This window comes from Acinetobacter sp. ACNIH2 (assembly GCF_002934965.1).
Taxonomy (GTDB): Bacteria; Pseudomonadota; Gammaproteobacteria; order Pseudomonadales; family Moraxellaceae; genus Acinetobacter; species Acinetobacter tandoii.
Genome location: NZ_CP026415.1, coordinates 59,587 through 78,467, shown reverse-complemented (window position 1 = coordinate 78,467; position 18,881 = coordinate 59,587). Strand labels below are relative to the sequence as shown.

The following is an 18,881-nucleotide window of genomic DNA, read 5'->3' as shown; positions in this document are numbered from 1 at the left end:
CTTAGCTCAATTCACGCGCTATACCAGGATCCATGATCTGCTAGAGATCGTACTTTGACGGCTATCATCAGGATACTAGTATATTTTTTATCTGGTGATTGCAATACTACCTTTAAATACCGTCAAAAATGTTTACTGTATATTTGCTGTAGGGTAATCTTAAAGCTGCTATTTATTGACTGATTGGTATATGACGACAGATAAGCATGAAGTCCTGCTACGAATGCGAGCCATCGAGCTGCTTGCTTACTGGGAAGGTCGTTTGGTTACCAATCGTTTGATGAGCTGGTTTGGGCTGAGTCGACAGCAGGCTTCTGCGGATATCAAGCGTTACAATACGCTGTATAACCCCGATGCCTTGATTCATGACCCCTCCGTAAAAGGCTATGTGCCTAAAGCCACGTTTCAACCGGTGCTGACTACCGTACATATCAATGAATATCTCAATATGCTCTCGGGCTTGGTCAGTGAATCGCATGCGCTGATTGCGATGCCAGAACCGAATCTTGCAGCAGTTCAATTACCTGATCGCAGTGTACGTCCTGAAGTGATTCGGGAAGTTTTGCGTGCCTGCCGCAACCAAAGTACTTTAAAAATGATTTATGCCTCGATGCAGAATCCGCAGTGGCATGAACGCATGATTTCCCCACATACCCTGGTGTATACCGGTTTTCGCTGGCATGTCCGTGCCTATTGCCATCAGAGCAAGCAGTTTAAGGACTTTTTACTCTCCAGAATTGATCGCACACCTGTTGTGGTGGCGATTGAGTCAGTAGACCCTGCTCAGGATCAGCAATGGCATGAAGAAATTCTACTGACGCTGATCCCTAATCCAAAATTGAATGAAGCTCAAAAAGCGCTGGTCGAAAAAGACTTCGGCATGCCTGATGGCAGATTACAGATTCCGGTGAAAAAAGCCCTGGCTCACTATACCTTGCAGCGATATCAGGCCGCGATCACGCTGGCTGAGGCGGATGATGCCTTGAAATATCCCTTGGTACTACAACGCTCAGATATCGAAAAGCTGTCGTCTTACCTGTTTGATCAGGCCTCATAGGAGATTGACCATGTTAGAACAATTTCATTATGACAGTGACCTGATTGGTGGCTCCCTGATGGTGCGTGAAAGCCGGCTGATCGCGGATCTGTTATTACGAGAAGCGACTCCAGAACAATGGCATCAGGCAATTCAGATTGACAATATTCTGCAAAAAAGAACGCCTGCTTCAGCCCAACGTAACGCCACTGCCATTCGTAAGCGTCTTGAGCGCTTAGAGCCTGATTTCTGGAAAGCACTACGTGATGGGGATGATGAGCTGGCGACCCAGGTGGCTTTTTGTGGTGCACTGGAACGCAACCTGTTGCTGCTTGAGTTTATGGAAACGGTGATGAGGGATGCCTATATCTCTCAGGCGCAACACTTGGACAGTTATATCTGGTCAGATTTTTTGGATGAACGCTCACAACGTGATCCGGATATCTGTGATTGGAAAGAGTCCAGCAAGAAAAAAATGGGGCAGGTGGTGTTTCGCATGCTGGCAGAAGCCGGTTACTTAAAAAGTACCCGTAAGCTGGAGTTGCAGAGCGTGATCGTCAGAGCAGAGCTGCGTAGCCTGTTGGAAGAACATTATAAACAACGCATTAAAAGATCTATGGAAGTGTCGCTATGGACGCGGTAGTTGTAGAGGGGCAGCAATGAGTCAAACAATACATGAGCGTCTGAACCAGATTCCAGAGCGAATTCTTTCCACTGAGTTTCTCACTGGACAAGGATTGGGCAATGAAATTGGCTTCTGGATTTTTGATTATGCGCCTGAAGATGAGTTGAAAGTGCGCGAATATTTGCATTTTCTCGAAGGGATGCTGGAGAAAAAACACAGTCAGCTGAAGGTGGTGAATATCAACCTGCTGCAAGCCGTGGTGGATTATCTGGCTGAGCGTAACTTCATCGATAAAGCCATTCAAATGCAAAAAGCCAAAGGCGATGAAGCGCTGCTCAAAGCCTTAAAGGGCCCACTGCATATGGATAAGTTCGCGCCGTATCTGGTGAGTAAATATGCCACCAATGCGCAAGATATTGTGTTGATGACTGGGGTTGGGTCGGTTTGGCCACTGTTACGTGCCCATCACTTATTGAACAGTTTGCATTCGTTACTGGGGCATAAGCCAGTGGTGCTGTTTTACCCGGGCTATTACGACGGTCAAGCGATGAGTTTATTTGGAAAAATTCCAAGCAACAATTACTACAGAGCATTCAGATTAGTGCCTTAAACACGGCAAATAGAAATAAGAATTCGGGGGAATGGATTGAGATGAACATTAAAGAACTTTTTTACAAGCCATTAGATCGTGCAATTAACGGGGTGGTGAAGGCAGATCAGGATGATAATGCCACGGTTTACCAGGAGCTGGATGAGTACGTGGTCACCAATGAGCTGGAAAAGCATTTTCGTGACTTTTTCCAGTCTTATGGCACAGACCTGAGCGATCCTTCGATTGCCAATCGTGTCGGCGTGTGGATTTCAGGCTTCTTTGGCTCAGGTAAATCACATTTCCTGAAAACCTTGTCGTATATTCTGGCCAATAAAGTGGCACGTGACGCGGAAGGTAAGGAACGCAGTGCTGCAGAATTCTTTGATGAAAGCAAAATCCGGGATGCGTTTATCCGTGCGGATATTGGTAAAGCGGTTAGTCATCATGCCGATGTCATCCTATTTAATATAGACAGTAAAGCCAGCTCCAATGATGATGGTAATCCGATTCTGAATGTGTTTTTACGCGTGTTTAACGAATATCAAGGTTTTAGTGCTGACCATCCACATATTGCACATATGGAACGTCACCTGAGCCAGAAAGGGGTGTATGAGCGCTTTAAACAGGCTTTTGAAGAATCTAGCGGCATGTCTTGGCTAGAAGAACGTGACGGCTATCAGTTCTATCAGGATGATGTCGAAACCGCAATTTCCCAAGCCCTCAACTTATCTGCTGAAGCTGCGCATAAATGGTTTGAGGATTCTGAGCAGACCTTTAGTGTTTCGGTCGAAAACTTCTGTCAGTGGGTGAAAGAATACCTAGACAGCAAAGGACCCCAGCAACGCATATTGTTTCTGGTGGATGAGGTGGGGCAGTTTATTGGCAGTGATACCCGCTTGATGCTGACATTGCAAACCATTACTGAAAACCTAGGTACGATCTGTAAAGGCCGCGCTTGGATTATCGTGACCTCACAGGCAGACATCGATGCTGTTTTAGGTGAGATGTCTTCTTCCAAAGCCAATGACTTCTCCAAGATTGCTGGACGTTTTAAAACCCGGTTATCACTGTCCAGTTCAAATACCGATGAAGTCATCCAGAAACGTTTATTACGTAAAACCCCGGAAGCTGAAGCACTGCTCAGATCAGTGTTTGAGCAAAAGGGCGATATCTTAAAAAACCAGATCACCTTTGACCGTTCAGGCCCAACACTCAAGAACTATGAGGGTCCAGACAGCTTTATCAATAACTATCCTTTTGCGCCGTACCACTTTCAGCTGGTACAAAAAGTATTTGAAGAAATCCGTAAAGTCGGTGCGACCGGTGCACACTTGGCCTATGGTGAACGGTCCATGCTGGATGCGTTCCAGATGGCCGCGAATGCGATTGCTACAGATGAAGTCGGTGCCCTGGTTCCTTTCCACCGCTTCTATACTTCAGTCGAAGGCTTCCTGGATACTGCAGTGAAGCGTACCATCGACCAGGCAGGGCAGAATAAGACCCTGGATGGTTTTGATGTGCAGATGCTGCGTACCCTGTTCATGATCCGCTATGTCGATATCATCAAAGGTACCTTGGATAACTTGGTGACTTTGTCGATTGAGAAAATTGATGAAGATAAGCTGGCATTGCGCAAGCGGATTGAAGAGAGCTTGCAGCGTCTGGAAAAAGAGAGCCTGATTACGAGGAATGGCGATGAGTTCCTGTTCCTGACCAATGAAGAGCGGGACATTACCCGCAAAATTAAAGCCACTGACTTAGCAGCTTCAGAAGAAAATAAAGAGTTAGCCAATCTGATCTTTAAAGATTTACTGCGCGATCAGAACAAATACCGCCATCAAGCCAACAAGATGGACTATCAGATTGGTCGTTTCCTAGATAGCCATAGCCTGGATGGCAAGTATGAGAGCGATTTGAAAGTTGAAATCATTTCTCCGCTGGATACGGAATACAACCTCTACACTGAAGCTTACTGTATTGGTAAAAGTACTCAGGCCGAAGGACAAGTGCTGTTTAAACTGGCAGACGATAAACAGTTCTTTAATGAACTGCGCACCTGGCTGAAAACCAATAAATTCATCCGCTTAAATGATGATGGCACTCAGTCCGATATTTCCCGTATTCTGGCAGACCGTGGTCGTGAGAATCAGGAGCGTAAAAAACGCCTGCGTGCCCGGGTCGAAGAAATGTTGCTGGACGCGGAAAGTTATGCCTTGGGTCAACATCTACAACTTTCATCTTCAAGTCCAACCACCAAGCTGGATGAGGCTTGTCGTTATTTGCTGGAAAACACCTATACCAAACTGAGCTATTTGCAGGTCTATCAGCAGGATGCCTGGCGTGAACTGAACGCCGTCTTGACTGTGGATGATATGGCGCAGCTCGGATTGTCTCTGGATGGCGGACAGAGCAATCCGAAAGCCCTACAGGAAGTGGAGCAGTACATTGCACTACGGGCCACTGGTACAGAGCGTATTCTAGTCTCAGATGTGATAGATCGTTTTGCCAAACGTCCTTATGGCTGGCCGGATGCCGAGATTTTACTGCTGGTGGGGCAGTTGGCGGCAATGGGGCGGATTTCACTGCAGTTAAATGGCGGCAGCTTGCAGCTGAAAGATGCCTTTGAGCCTTTACAAAACAGCCGCCGTCGCCGTGATGTGTCGATCATTAAAAAACGCCAGACTGATGATCAGGTGTTGAAACAGGCACGCCAACTGACTCAAGGGCTGTTCTCGGCCATGGGACCCTCGACCGAAAAAGAGCTGTTTGAATTCTATACCCAGAATTTTAAGACATGGTTAGGTAACTTTAAGTCGTATAAGAGTAAAACTGATGTTGGGCAGTTCCCGGGCAAGAAAGTGATTGAAAAGTCGATTCTGACTTTGGAACGTCTGCTGCCGAATAGCGACAGCTTCGATTTCTTTAAAGCGGTGGTTGAGAACAAGGACGACTATCTTGATCTGGAAGAAGATTATCGTGACATTCATGAATTCTTTAGCAACCAGATGCCAAGCTGGCAACAACTGCAACAGGCCTTACGTCATTTTGAGAAAAACAAACAGGCGCTGGGCAGTGATGAGGTGGCAAAAAAAGCCCTCTCTGAATTACATCGCATTTCGACCATTGAATCACCATATGGTTTACTCAATAAAATCGCTGATTTGGTTCGCACTGTGGAAAGCGTCAATGAGCGACTGTTGAGTGAGAAGCGCAATCAGGCGATAGAACACATTGATGACAAGATCAAACAGTTAGAAGCCGAGATTAAAAACAGTGGCATCGCTACCGCTGAGCTGAGTAACAAGCTATTACGCCCACTACAACTGCTGAAAACGGATATTGAAGTGGAAACTAGCCTGTCCACCATCTATATGTTGCAAACTCAAACCGCCGTGGAGCGTTTTGATGAAGCCTTGTATGAGTTGGAAAGCGAAGTTCAGACGGAAATCCAGCGTCAGGCCAAAGCGGCACAACTGGCTCAGAGCAAAGCAGAGAGTGTAACCAACACTGCAACCACCTCCAGCCCAGTTACATCAACACCTGCTGTGAGTCCGGTACAGCCTGCGACAGCCGTAGTGCCACCGAAACCAGTGGTAGAAGTTGATGTCGCTAGCATTTACAGCAAAACCTCCAGCAGTGTCTATCTGGAAACAGAAGAGTCAGTGGATCAGTTTGTAGATGCACTCAAAGCTGAACTGAAAAAAATTGTGAGTGACAAAAAGCGTGTGCGTATCCGCTAACAGGGCTTAGGGATATCAGCATCAGTAATTCATTTAAGGTTGAACTATGAACACCAGCAATATTAAAAAATACGCACCGCAAGCACGTAACGATTTTATCGCAGCCATGCGCAAGCAGGCCGCCAAATACGGCATCACCGCAGACAGCATTTTACCAGCAGAACAGAAAGGGGACTTGCTGCTGATTGGCGATCAGGTTTTTCCGCTATCAGTCATGAAACCACGTGAGAAGCTGATCAAACGCATTCAAACCAGCAGTTTTGAGCAGACGATTGATTATATCGCTTACAGCTGGTTTAACCGTCTCTGTGCGATTCGCTACATGGAATGCAAAGGCTTACTGGATCATGGCCGTCGTGTACTCAGTAGTGCCGATGGTAGTGCAGGCTTGCCACAGATTTTGGAAGAATGTCTGGACATTGAGCTACCGAATTTAGATGCAAGCCGTGTGGCTGAGTTAAAGCTGGATGGCAACAAAGACGAAGAGCTGTATCGGGAACTGTTACTGGCTCAGTGTCATGCGTTGAATCAGGTCATGCCACTCCTGTTCGAACAGGTGTCTGATGAATCTGAACTACTATTACCGGATAATCTTACCAAAACCGACTCTTTGATACGTGATTTAGTGACCAGTATTCCGGAAGAAGATTGGTCGGATGTACAGATTATTGGCTGGCTGTATCAGTTCTATATTTCTGAAAAGAAAGACCAGGTGATTGGTAAAGTCGTCAAAAGTGAAGACATTCCTGCAGCGACACAACTCTTCACCCCAAACTGGATTGTGAAATATCTAGTACAGAACAGTGTTGGTCGTCTATGGATGATGGCACAGCCGGACAGTACGCTAGCGAGCAGTTGGGAATATTATATTCAGCCGGCGGAACAGACGGATGAGGTGAATGCACAGTTAAAACAGCTGATTGATGTCCGTATCAGTGAAGATGGCGATACCTTAAATCCTGAAAGCATTACGGTACTCGATCCGGCTTGTGGTTCGGGGCATATTCTGGTGGAAGCCTATGACTGCTTAAAAGCGATTTACTTAGAACGTGGTTACCGTAGCCGTGATATTCCACGTTTGATTCTGGAAAATAACTTGTACGGCATTGATATTGATACCCGTGCAGCACAGCTCGCTAGCTTTGCACTGCTGATGAAAGCACGTGAGGATGACCGCCGTTTATTTAGCAATCCACCGAAGCTGAATATTATTGCGCTACAAGACAGTCAGCCAGAACGTTTGGATGCATTCAGTCAGGATTTGGCAAGTACTGGTATTGCTCAGACCGATTTAAAAGAACTGCTAGATTTATTTGAATATGCTTCGACTTTTGGTTCTTTGATTCAAATTCCTCAAGCATTCGCTAAGAAACTACCTGATTTAGAAAGCAAGCTGAATACAGCATTAGAATCAGGTGATATTTTTGCACAGCAGTCAGCACAAGAGTTATTGCCTTTACTACAACAAGCTAAATTACTGGCTAAACAATATGATGCCGTGATTGCGAATCCGCCGTATATGGGCAACAAGTACTTAAATCCAAATCTTAAAAACTATTTAAAAAAGAACTATCAGGGTTATGAAAAAGATCTTTTTTCAGCATTTATGATCCGAGATTTGCAGCTAACTAAAGAAAGTGGACAGCTTGGCTTTATGTCACCTTTTGTTTGGATGTTTATTTCATCGTATGAAAATTTGCGTACGCATTTTATTGATCATGCAACAATCACAAGTTTGATTCAGCTTGAATATTCTGGTTTTGATGGAGCAACGGTTCCAATTTGTACATTTACATTAGCAAAAGCACATATTGTAGAATTTACTGGTTCATATATTCGTTTATCTGATTTTAAAGGTTCTGAAAATCAGGCACCTAAAACATTAGAAGCGATTAAAAATCCCAAGTGTGGATGGTTTTATAATACGAAACCAGATGACTTTAAGAAAATCCCTGGTAGTCCAATTGCTTATTGGGCAAATTCTACTATTAAAGAAATATTTTCAAATACTTCTGTTTCAAAATATTCTGTACAAGAAAGTAGCCAATGTTTAACAGGTGATAATAATAAATTTCTGAGATTTTTATGGGAAGTCGATGCTAATAGAATTGGCAAAAATAAAAAATGGATTTTCTATGCAAAAGGAGGAGGTTTTAGGAGATGGTATGGAAATTTAGATAATTTAGTGAATTGGAGCCCTGAGGCTATCCATCACTATAGAACCTCGAAAGTACCAAGGATTATTCCTGAATATTTATGGTACAAGGAAGGAATTACTTGGGGGTTTATAACTTCTTCTTTGCCAAGTTTTAGATATTTACCTGAAAATGCTGTTTTTGATGTTGGTGGAAGTTCAATATTTTTTGAAGATGAAAAAGACTTAAACTTTTTTTTAGGTCTCTTTAACACACCAGTTGCAACTAAATTGATAGGGGTTTTTAATCAAACATTAAACTATCAATTGAGAGATATCAGAAATTTACCTGTCTGCGGAAAAGATGGAGGCTATAATCGACTAATTGATGATATTGTTAAAAAATGTTTGCATATTTCAAAGCAAGATTGGGATCATTATGAAACTTCAATCGACTTTCATGAATATCCAATCATTCGTACTCAACAGCCAAATTTAGAACAAGCCTTTAATACGTGGCAGCAACAAAATGCTGACGCCGTGGCTGAAATGAAACGCTTGGAAGAAGAAAATAATAAGCTGTTTATTGATGCTTATGGTTTGCAGGATGAACTGACACCCGATGTACCGGATGAACAAATCACGCTTACTCGTGCCGACCGTGAAAAAGACAGCCAGCGTTTAGTGTCCTATGCACTTGGCTGCATGATGGGACGTTATAGCTTAGACGAACCGGGCTTGATCTATGCCCATGCAGGCAATCAAGACTTTGATGCCAACCGTTATCAACAATTCCCTGCCGATGTAGACGGCATTATTCCATTGACTGAAATGCACTGGTTTGAAGATGATGCTACACATCGTATCCAAGAGTTCTTAACTGCGGTTTGGGGTAAAGATAAGCTAGATGCCAATATGCAATGGCTTGCAGAAAGCTTAGATAAAAAAGCCAGTGAAACAGCTGAAGATACCATTCGCCGTTACCTCGCCAGCAAGTTCTACAAAGACCACATGCAGACCTATAAAAAGCGCCCGATTTACTGGTTATTCAGCAGTGGTAAGCAAGGCGCTTTCCAGGCATTGGTGTACTTGCACCGCTATAACGAAAGTACTTTGGCACGTATGCGTACCGAATACGTCATGCCGCTGATTTCCAAAATGTCCGCTATGGCCAATTCTTTGGAAAGTGAAATAGAAAACAGTGATTCTGCGGCTGAAATCAAACGTATCGAGAAAAAACTGCAAGACTTGCATAAGCAACAGGCTGAACTGAGTAGCTTTGAAGAAAAACTGCGTCACTATGCCGATCAGCGTATTACTTTAGATCTGGATGATGGGGTGAAAGTGAACTACGGCAAGTTTGGGGACTTGTTGGCTGAAGTGAAAGCAGTGACGGGAGATAAATAATGAAATTAAGAAGTTTAAATGAAATTTTTGAAAATCGACTGATTCGGATCCCTGATTATCAAAGAGGATATGCTTGGCGCAAACAGCAGCTTAAAGACTTCTGGGAAGACTTGATTTTGCTTGAAGCAGATCGCGTTCATTATACAGGGGTTATTACCTTAGAAGCAGTAGACCGTAAAACTTGGTCGAAGTGGGAAGACGATGAATGGCTGATTGATGATCTTGATTATAAGCCCTACTTTGTCGTGGATGGTCAGCAGCGATTAACGACAGCGATTATTTTAATACAGGCGATTATTGAAACAGTTCCTGATGGAAAAAGTATCGCAAATCAGTTTGTTTCTGATTTAAAAGCAAAATTTGTTCAAAGAAAGCCAACGGATGGGATTCGTGAAAGCTATATCTTTGGCTATGAAAAAGATAATCCAAGTGATGAGTTTTTAAGAACTAAAATTTTTGGTTTGCAGTCTCATACTAATCAATTGCAGGAAACGCTGTATACACGCAATTTATTCAATGCAAAGAAATTCTTTAAAGAAAAATTAAGGGAACTGAGCTTTGAAGACATCACGGTTTTATACAAAAAATTGACGCAAAAATTTCGTTTTAACTTGTATGAAATTGATGATGAGATCGACGTATTTGTTACGTTTGAAACCATGAATAATCGTGGCAAATCATTAACCAATTTAGAATTGCTGAAAAACCGATTGATTTATCTATCGACTTTATATCGTGAAAATGAAGGGCGTTCTAAACTTAGAAGAAATATTAATGATGCGTGGAAAACTATTTATGAATATTTAGGTAAAAATCCAGAAAAACCTTTACCAGACGATGAGTTCTTAAAAAATCATTGGATTATGTATTTCACATATAGTCGTGATAAAGGCGATGATTATAAAAAATTTCTATTAGATAAAAAATTTAATGCACGTGGTATCACAAGTCCCAAAAAGGGAGAAGCTAGCTTAAAAATCGAAGAGATTCAGGGGTATGTAGCGAGTCTTCAGCAGTCGGCTATGAATTGGTTCTATTTACATAATCCTTACTTTCCAATTGCTAACAGCCTTTCTGATGATGAGCAATTATGGCTAGATCGTCTAGGACGTTTGGGTTTTAATGCGTTTAGACCTTTAATATTAGCTGCTTATAATACCAATACTCCTGCAACCAAGATTGCTGAATTGCTGAAAGTTGCAGAGCGGTTTGCTTTTACTTTATTTAGTTTGAGTCAACGACGTGCCAATACAGGAGACTCAGCAATTTATGGTTTAGCACGTGAGCTTTTAATGGGGAGAAACACAATCGATGCAACGATTAATTCAATAGAGGGATTAATCACACGATTCTTTGATCCACATAACTATTTCACTTATATCGAAGACAAATACAAGTTTAGGGATGGATTCTACTCATGGAAAGGTATTCGTTATTTCCTTTATGAATATGAACATTATCTCAAGGAGAAAGGAAAGAATCCTACAACCAAATTAATGTGGAATGAGTTTACTGAAAGCTTGGAGGGTTATGTAACTTTAGAGCATATCTATCCACAAAAAGATACAGATCCATACTGGGTTAGTAAATTTGGCCATCTTGATGGGCAACAACGAAAATGGCTTACACATTCTTTAGGTAACTTATTGCCATTATCTCGTTCAAAAAATTCTTCATTACAAAATGACAGTTTTGATTTAAAGAAAAATAATGACGAAGGTATTGGATATTACAATGGATCTGTTTCGGAAAATGAAGTCAATCTTAAGAATGATTGGACACCACAAGAAATCTTAGAACGAGGTCTAGAGCTACTTCGTTTTATGGAGGAAAGATGGGACGTTCAATTAGGAGATGAAGCATTTAAACGAAAACTACTTCACCTTAATAGTATCCAGACATTTGTTCCTCAAGATCAAAAAGAGGTAGTTGCATGAATCTGGATCAACTGCAAAAGGGTCTGGAACAAGCCTTTTATACTGAAAATCACCGAATTGTCTTTTGGTATGATGCAGAACAGTCATTTACTGAAGAAATCAAAGCCCTAGAGCTAAATGATGTCCATATTTTAAATATGGCAGAAGAATCCAGCCTTGCGATTAAGCTTAAACTGGAACTACAAGACCAGCAGGGCAAATACTTGCTGTATTTCCCTAGCCCTGAGCCTGAAACCGAACAAGACTGGTTACTGGACATCAAGCTGTATTCACGCAGCTTCTATGCCGATCGTTTCTCGATTATTTTCAATGAGCTGGGTTTACAGCAGCAGAGTCTAAGAGAACATCTGGCCAAACGTGAAGAATTCCTTAAAGCCAAAGCCCGTCTGAGTACATTGAAACGCTATATCCAGTCTGATGCAGATGAACAGGATCTGGATATGGCCATGATTGCGGCTGTGGTCAAGGCTGATAGTGCCGAGCTGATGCATATTGTCCTGGCGTTGGCAGATGAAATGGTACAGCAGAATCTGAGTCTGGAAGTCAATCCGGAATCCTTTGCTGAACTGGAAAAATTCCAACTGGTGCCAACTTTAGTCACAGCATTACAGGCGGAAATTGGTTATCCAGCATCGGTTGAAGAATTGAATGGGGAAGCACCATTCAAGCTCGGTACGTTCTTTATCCGGTTGATGACCACGGGTTTCTGTGAAAGCTTGGGCGATATCCCCGTATGGGCTCAAGAACTGGTGATGTCATCCGTCAGCTCCCGTGCGACGGCTAGAGCCTTTTTGTCGCGCTGGAGAGACAGTTCTAAATACTACCCAACCTTCGATACACTCTCCCAGACCGTGGCAAATGCACTGCGGATCCAAGAAAAGGTCGGGGTCTTTGATCTGGAGCAGCTGCTCGATGTCATGACCTTTGAAGTGATTGAACAAAAGATCATTGTTGATTTGGCCAGTCATATCCCCGCAGCAGCCAAAGCTGAACTGGAACATTTCAGAACGGTTATTTCTACCCGTCTGGATGGCTATTGGGCGTCCAAACATAAGGACGATGCAACCCGCCGTAAATACCGTACCGTCTATACAGCGTTGCAGGCAGCGATTGAGCTGTTCAGTCTGCGATTGCAGTTTGATTCTGGGTTCTATTTCGACTCTAGTGAAGCCTTGTATAAAGCCTACGAGCAGGAGTTGTATCGCTTTGATATGGCCTATCGCCACTACAGTGCTGCTTCTCAACGCGCTCATGTCGATATCCTGAAAAAACTTGATGAAGAAGTTGAAAATTGCTATTCCTACTGGTTTATTGACCACTTGGCACGCAACTGGGGAGAGCGGGTTGAAGCTGAGCAACGCTTGAATGTCTGGAAAGTGGCAGATATCCCAAATCAGCAGAACTTCTATGATACCCATGTCAGCCCCTTACTGGGTTCTGCAACGAAACGCCGTATTGTGGTAATTATCAGTGATGCTTTTCGCTATGAAGCTGCGGTAGAGTTGCGTGATCGTATTAATGAAAAGCGTTATTCTGAAGCGACCTTGTCTTCACAGCTGGGCGTTGTCCCAAGTTACACCACACTTGGCATGGCCTCGTTGTTGCCGCATCAGACTTTGGAGTACAAAGAGGCCGCAGGGGATGATGTTTTAGTAGATGGGCAGTCCAGCAAAGGGACTGCAGGACGATCCAAAATTCTGGCGGCCTATAATGGATTGGCAGTCACCGCTGAAATGGTAAAAGGCTGGTCGCGTGATGAAGGCCGTGAAGCGCTGAAAGACTATGAGCTGATTTACGTTTATCACAACGTGATTGATGCACGCGGTGACAGCGCCTCGACAGAATCAGAAACCTTTATGGCGGTGGAACATGCCATTGAAGAACTGACCGAACTTAGCCGCAAAATTTTAATGCACTTTAATATTTCCACCCTATTGATTACAGCCGACCATGGCTTCTTATTCCAGCAAAGTAAACTGGAATCTGCGGATCGTTCAAGCTTGACTGAAAAACCTGCCAATACATTGAAGAGTAAAAAACGCTATGTGATTGGGCATGGTTTACCAGAGAGCAAGGAAGCATGGAAAGGCTCAACCCAAGCTACGGCAGGCACATTATCTGCGACTGACTTCTGGATTCCAAAAGGGGCGAACCGTTTCCATTTTGTAGGAGGCTCACGTTTCGTGCATGGCGGCATTATGCCTCAGGAAATCGTAGTGCCTGTACTAACGGTAAAACAGCTGCGTGGTGAAAAGGCCGGACAACGAACCAAGCGTAAAGTTGAGGTTATTTCTACCAAATCCACGCTGAAGATGGTCAATAACATCCAGAAGTTTGATTTGATGCAAACTGAAGCTGTCAGTGAGCTGGTCATGCCAGTGACTTTATCCATTGCCATTTATGATGGGGATCTCAAAGTTTCCAGTGAAGAAACCTTGACTTTTGATAGCAGTACCGACTCTGTTGCCGATCGGGTCAAACAGGTCAGGCTGTCATTGTCCGGTACTGATTTTGACCGTAAGAAAGATTACTTTCTGGTACTGAAGGACAAAGACCTGAATATCGAAATGCAACGCTATAAGGTCACCATTGATTTGGCATTTACCGATGACTTCTTCTAATAACGAATTAACGATAGAGCGTAGCCTACATGGAATCTGCTAACGATAAAGAACTGGATCAGCTGCTGAATGAACACTTTGCTGGGCGGGTGGTACGTAAGGATCTAACTAAACTAATCAAAGAAGGGGCCAATGTCCCGGTCTATGTACTTGAATACCTGCTAGGAATGTACTGTGCCTCGGATGATCCTGAGATCATTGAGCAGGGACTACGTAACGTAAAGACCGTGCTGGCAGAGAACTATGTACGACCTGATGAAGCTGAGAAGGTGAAATCCCTGGTTCGTGAACGTGGCAGTTATAAGGTCATTGATCGGGTGACCGTAAAGCTGAATGAGCGTAAAGACAAATACGAAGCATCATTTAGTAATCTAGGCATCAAAGATGCCGAAATCTCGGCAGGCATCGTCAAAGAGTATGAAAAATTACTTGTTGGTGGTATCTGGGTCATTGCTACGCTCAGTTATTATTTTGAAGAAGGACAAACCAATTCTCCATTTGGGGTGAGCTTACTCAAGCCGATTCAAATGCCGAATATGAATATGGAGGAGCTCTTCAATGGACGAGCAGCATTAAGCACTGATCAGTGGCGCGAGAGTTTAATCCGTTCGATCGGCATGGAACCAGCTTCGCTAAAAGAGGACGTGCAATGGCACCTATTAGCGCGTATGGTTCCGTTCGTTGAAAATAACTATAACGTTTGTGAATTGGGACCACGTGGTACCGGGAAAAGCCATATTTACAAAGAGTGTTCACCGAACAGTATTTTAGTCTCGGGTGGGCAAACGACTGTCGCCAATCTGTTCTATAACATGAGTAGCCGCCGTATTGGTCTGGTGGGGTTATGGGATGTAGTGGCCTTTGATGAAGTCGCCGGTATTTCCTTTAAGGACAAAGATGGCGTGCAGATCATGAAAGACTACATGGCCTCGGGATCTTTTGCCCGTGGCCGGGAACAGATGGAAGCCTCAGCTTCAATGGTTTTTGTGGGTAATATCAACCAAAGCGTGGAATCCCTGGTAAAAACCAGCCATCTTTTGGCACCTTTCCCAGAAGCCATGATTGATTCGGCATTCTTCGATCGTTTTCATGCTTATATCCCCGGCTGGGAAATTCCCAAGATGCGCCCGGAGTTCTTCACCAACCGTTATGGATTGATCGTTGATTATCTGGCTGAATTCTTCCGGGAAATGCGCAAGCGTAGCTTTGCGGATGCCATTGAGAAGTACTTCAAGCTCGGTAACAACCTGAATCAGCGTGATGTGATCGCCGTTCGCAAGACGGTTTCTGGATTGATGAAGCTGCTCTACCCACACGGTCAGTTTAATAAAGAAGATGTACGCCAGTGTCTGGAATATGCGCTGCAGGTACGCCGTCGGGTCAAAGAGCAGCTGAAGAAAATTGGTGGTATGGAATTCTATGATGTGCATTTCAGCTATATCGATAATGATACCTTAGAAGAACATTTTGTCTCAGTCAAAGAGCAGGGTGGTGGCGGACTGATTCCCGAAGGTCCAGCCAAGCCAGGTTTCTTATATACCATCGGGCTCAGTAATAAAGGCATGCCAGGCTTATACCGCTTAGAACTTCAAGTCACCAAAGGTTCAGGAAAATTGGCGACATCAGGCTTATGGAATTCAAGCAGTGCCAAAGAACAGGTCAAAATTGCTTTTGATTACTTCAAGGCCAATGCATCCAGAATATCGGGTGGCAGTAAGGTGCTGGAACATGACTTCCACTTACATGTTGTTGAATTACAGAATACCGGGCCGCTCAGCCATCTTGCCTTACCAAGTTTAGTGGCTTTCGCTTCTGGCCTGTTAGGACGATCGGTACAAAGTCAGATGGTGGTACTGGGTGATATGAGCTTGGGTGGTTCAGTGACACCGGTGGAAAGTATTGCCGAATGTCTTCAAGTTGCTTTTGATGCTGGTGCCAAGAAGGTTGCTTTGCCAATGAGTAGTGCGGCAGATATCCCAACGATTCCTGTGGAACTGTTTACCAAGTTCCAGACCAGCTTTTATGCAGATCCGGTAGATGCTGTGTTTAAGGGGCTAGGGGTGGATTAATTTCATATCTGTCTGGAAGAGTTACAGTAGATTGTTTTAAATTCAGTTTCTCAAGTTAAACACCATGTTGTAAAAGCATAATACTGCCTCTTTTAAAGAGCTAGTATTTTAGGGGGGATTACCGTTCCTAATACCCGATTTTGTATATGAGATTTTATATTAATTAGAAGACACAATATGTCGCGTTAAATTGACTATTCATAATTTAATCAACACAATATGTGGTAATTTGATCAAACTTATCACTTCATAACAATAGTTGAAAAATTGTTAATTTTAGTGAATTTATATACATATAGGGTAGACTTACCATAATGGTAACATATACAATTATTAGTAGATACGATGAGCTTGGAGATCTAGATTCTTTAAACACAGATCTAGAAAAACCAGAGCTCATTATTAAGCGAGATAATCCTTTATATGATCCAACAGAAATTTTAACCAAGCTTGACGACCCGTCTTTTAAGCTTTACACGGCCACTGACAAAAGTCGAAAACAGCTAAATTTTCAACTTAATATCAACATACCTGGTGATTTATCTAAGTTGAAAAGTTATATACGTCTAGCATTAACAGAAGGGCGTTATATTAATTCTCAATGGTGCCATACCAAAGGTATTGCTTGGGCCGCATGTGATTCTTATGTGTTCAAGCATAGCGAGTACAATGAATATTCTTATTCATTGAATACATGTGATATTTATTTAAAGGTTGCCTTAAATAAAAAGGGGCAGGCTCTTTTAATTATCTCTGCTCATCTTGGTACCTATTGATTTTTACTTAGTCATGGAAAGGGGCTTACCATGTCGAATAGAACTTGTGAAATGTGTGATCAAGGGCTACTTATAAAAACAAACGTGATCGATAATGTTGATTTCAAAGACAAAGTTTTACGTGTTCATAGTGCTTTTTTACAATGCAATTTTTGTGGATGTATTGAATTAAGTGATGAATATGCTAAACAGAACAACAGAGCTTTAAACTTAGCTAAGAAAGAAGCGTTAGGTTTACTAGTTGGTGAAAAAATTCGTCTAGTTCGAGAAAAATTAAATCTTACTCAATCTGAAGCTAGTATTTTATTTGGTGGAGGTAAATTGGCTTTCACTAAATATGAACATGATGATGTTATACAGTCCAAAGCAATGAATACCTTGATTGAAGCAGCAGATCAAGTTCCGGAGTTTTTTAAGTATTTAGTATCAAAGTCAGAATTGTCAGCTTCATCTAAAGAGAAGTTTCAAGATAATTATGTCGATATACATCTAAATGTTGATTATAGAGAAAGACCAAGTTTATATGTTATGAGTAATTCACATAACTTTGAGACAGATGCTAATGGTTATATTGAATTAAAAGAAGAAGTTGCATGAGTAAAGCAAAATCTCCAATTAATGAAGCTCTCGAAAATATTTTCCTAAAAAATATTTTATTGAAGTCTATTAGAGCAGAAAATCACCACTTTGATGTAGAGCTGAATCCAGATATTAAATATAAAGTGTTATTAAAGCATAAGGTTATTCAATCTTCTTTATTAGAAAGCACTGATCATTCGCAACATTTATTACGTGTATCATTAAGCTATGGTGTGAAATGGGTAGCAGAAGAAGATGCTTCTAAAGAATTAGCAATAATTGAAGCTGATTATATGGCTGAATATAAGCTTAAAAAAGTTATATCTGATGAAGCTGTTGATGCTTTCTGTCTGAAAAATACAGGACACAACGTTTGGCCCTATTGGCGAGAATTAGTCTCGACTACTACTCAAAGATTGGGACTGCCTAATTTAACACTCCCTCTACAAAAACCTGTTAAAGAAAGTTAATTTTTTAAAGTTAAGAGATTAAATTAAATGCGTTTTTAAATATAAATAAAGCCTGAATCCATGATCTAGGCTTTATTTATATTTTGTATAACAACGATTATATTAAATAGCGGTGAAAGTCTATGGTTATATAAGCCAATAAATAGAAAATAACGGAACTAATGTTTATAATAAATTTTTTAATAGAAGAAATAGACATCATTGGAATATTTATCAATAATTTGGGGATGGCTTGATCAACATTTTAGGCCAGTGATAGCGTTAATAGCTTCTATTTTTGCTGTTTTCTTTGCTTGGAGAAAAATAGGAAATAAAGTAAATGATCTAGACGATTGGCTGAAATTCTATAATACTGAACGAACTCATCAAGGAAAAATGTGCTGTGGTCGTACACCACTTGAAACTTTACTTGATGGAAAATGGATTTGGGCTGAGAAAAATTTAGCTCAAATTTAACCTGACAGGCACAATAAAAAATGGGTAACTGTCAGATCAGGTTTGAGCTAGTACATTTTAGGAAATCTTAATCAAATTCCATTCTTTGTTTCCTGAATATCCAATAAATTAATTTTATTCATTTTTTCAGAGTGAATAACAATAGTTAATTTAGCAGGATGTTTAAATCTCATTTCGCTAATTCTGAATGTCCAAATCATAATTTTTAGTAAGTCCTCATCACTAATTCCCCTATGCTCTTTAATCCTTGTAATACCTGAACCAAATATAGGGACAGAAACACTGCGCTGCCCATAAACTATATTTACTTTGTCCCAGAATGTTATTAGAAATCCTAGATACTCAGGCATGGTTAAATTAGCTCTATTAGAGGAGTCAAATTTAGAAAAAGCAGTCAAAATATAGTCATTATGCTTTGTACACGACAAAAAAAGACAAC

The 18,881-nt window shown here is 41.9% G+C and carries 11 protein-coding genes and 2 pseudogenes; 12 read left to right on the top strand and 1 reads right to left on the bottom strand.

The annotated features are described in order from the left end of the window. Positions 1–190: 190 nt before the first annotated feature. The 12 genes and pseudogenes from C3F34_RS18705 to C3F34_RS18650 all read left to right on the top strand — a co-directional run. Positions 191–1,057: a WYL domain-containing protein gene (locus tag C3F34_RS18705; RefSeq protein ID WP_004781048.1), complete on the top strand. Its 867-nt coding sequence runs from the start codon at positions 191–193 to the stop codon at positions 1,055–1,057. 10 nt (positions 1,058–1,067) lie between these two features. Beyond that, positions 1,068–1,679, top strand: coding sequence for a DUF1819 family protein (locus C3F34_RS18700; RefSeq protein ID WP_104442412.1), 612 nt, complete (start codon positions 1,068–1,070; stop codon positions 1,677–1,679). A 16-nt stretch (positions 1,680–1,695) separates the two neighbouring features. After that, a complete protein-coding gene (locus C3F34_RS18695) occupies positions 1,696–2,271 on the top strand; it encodes a DUF1788 domain-containing protein (protein WP_005403808.1) in 576 nt (191 codons plus the stop codon). Between the two features lie 41 nt (positions 2,272–2,312). Beyond that, on the top strand, positions 2,313–5,993 hold the full coding sequence (gene brxC, locus C3F34_RS18690) for a BREX system P-loop protein BrxC (protein WP_104442411.1): 3,681 nt from the start codon (positions 2,313–2,315) through the stop codon (positions 5,991–5,993). Positions 5,994–6,039: 46 nt separating this feature from the next. Then, on the top strand, positions 6,040–9,534 hold the full coding sequence (pglX, locus tag C3F34_RS18685) for a BREX-1 system adenine-specific DNA-methyltransferase PglX (protein ID WP_104442410.1): 3,495 nt from the start codon (positions 6,040–6,042) through the stop codon (positions 9,532–9,534). Further along, positions 9,534–11,471, top strand: coding sequence for a DUF262 domain-containing protein (locus C3F34_RS18680; RefSeq protein WP_104442409.1), 1,938 nt, complete (start codon positions 9,534–9,536; stop codon positions 11,469–11,471). Before pglX ends, C3F34_RS18680 begins: the two co-directional genes overlap by 1 nt. Next, entirely contained in the window at positions 11,468–14,092 is a 2,625-nt protein-coding gene (pglZ, locus tag C3F34_RS18675) for a BREX-1 system phosphatase PglZ type A (protein ID WP_104442408.1), read from the top strand. The genes C3F34_RS18680 and pglZ overlap by 4 nt, the downstream gene beginning before the upstream one ends. A gap of 29 nt (positions 14,093–14,121) precedes the next feature. Further along, positions 14,122–16,161, top strand: a complete 2,040-nt coding sequence (gene brxL / locus C3F34_RS18670) for a protease Lon-related BREX system protein BrxL (protein WP_104442407.1) — start codon at positions 14,122–14,124, stop codon at positions 16,159–16,161. A 314-nt stretch (positions 16,162–16,475) separates the two neighbouring features. Beyond that, positions 16,476–16,937, top strand: a complete 462-nt coding sequence (locus C3F34_RS18665; RefSeq protein ID WP_019383556.1) for a hypothetical protein — start codon at positions 16,476–16,478, stop codon at positions 16,935–16,937. Positions 16,938–16,967: 30 nt separating this feature from the next. After that, positions 16,968–17,534 carry a type II TA system antitoxin MqsA family protein gene (locus C3F34_RS18660; protein ID WP_019383557.1) on the top strand — a complete coding sequence of 189 codons (567 nt, stop codon included), beginning with the start codon at positions 16,968–16,970 and terminating at the stop codon, positions 17,532–17,534. Continuing rightward, positions 17,531–17,986: a protein-export chaperone SecB gene (locus tag C3F34_RS18655; RefSeq protein WP_019383558.1), complete on the top strand. Its 456-nt coding sequence runs from the start codon at positions 17,531–17,533 to the stop codon at positions 17,984–17,986. The genes C3F34_RS18660 and C3F34_RS18655 overlap by 4 nt, the downstream gene beginning before the upstream one ends. A 321-nt stretch (positions 17,987–18,307) precedes the next feature. Beyond that, positions 18,308–18,442 (top strand): annotated as a pseudogene (locus tag C3F34_RS18650) (IS481 family transposase); the annotation flags it as partial. 71 nt (positions 18,443–18,513) lie between these two features. On the opposite strand, the pseudogene C3F34_RS18645 reads toward C3F34_RS18650, so the two are convergent. Further along, a pseudogene (locus tag C3F34_RS18645) lies at positions 18,514–18,855 on the bottom strand (macro domain-containing protein); the annotation flags it as partial. Positions 18,856–18,881 lie beyond the last annotated feature (26 nt).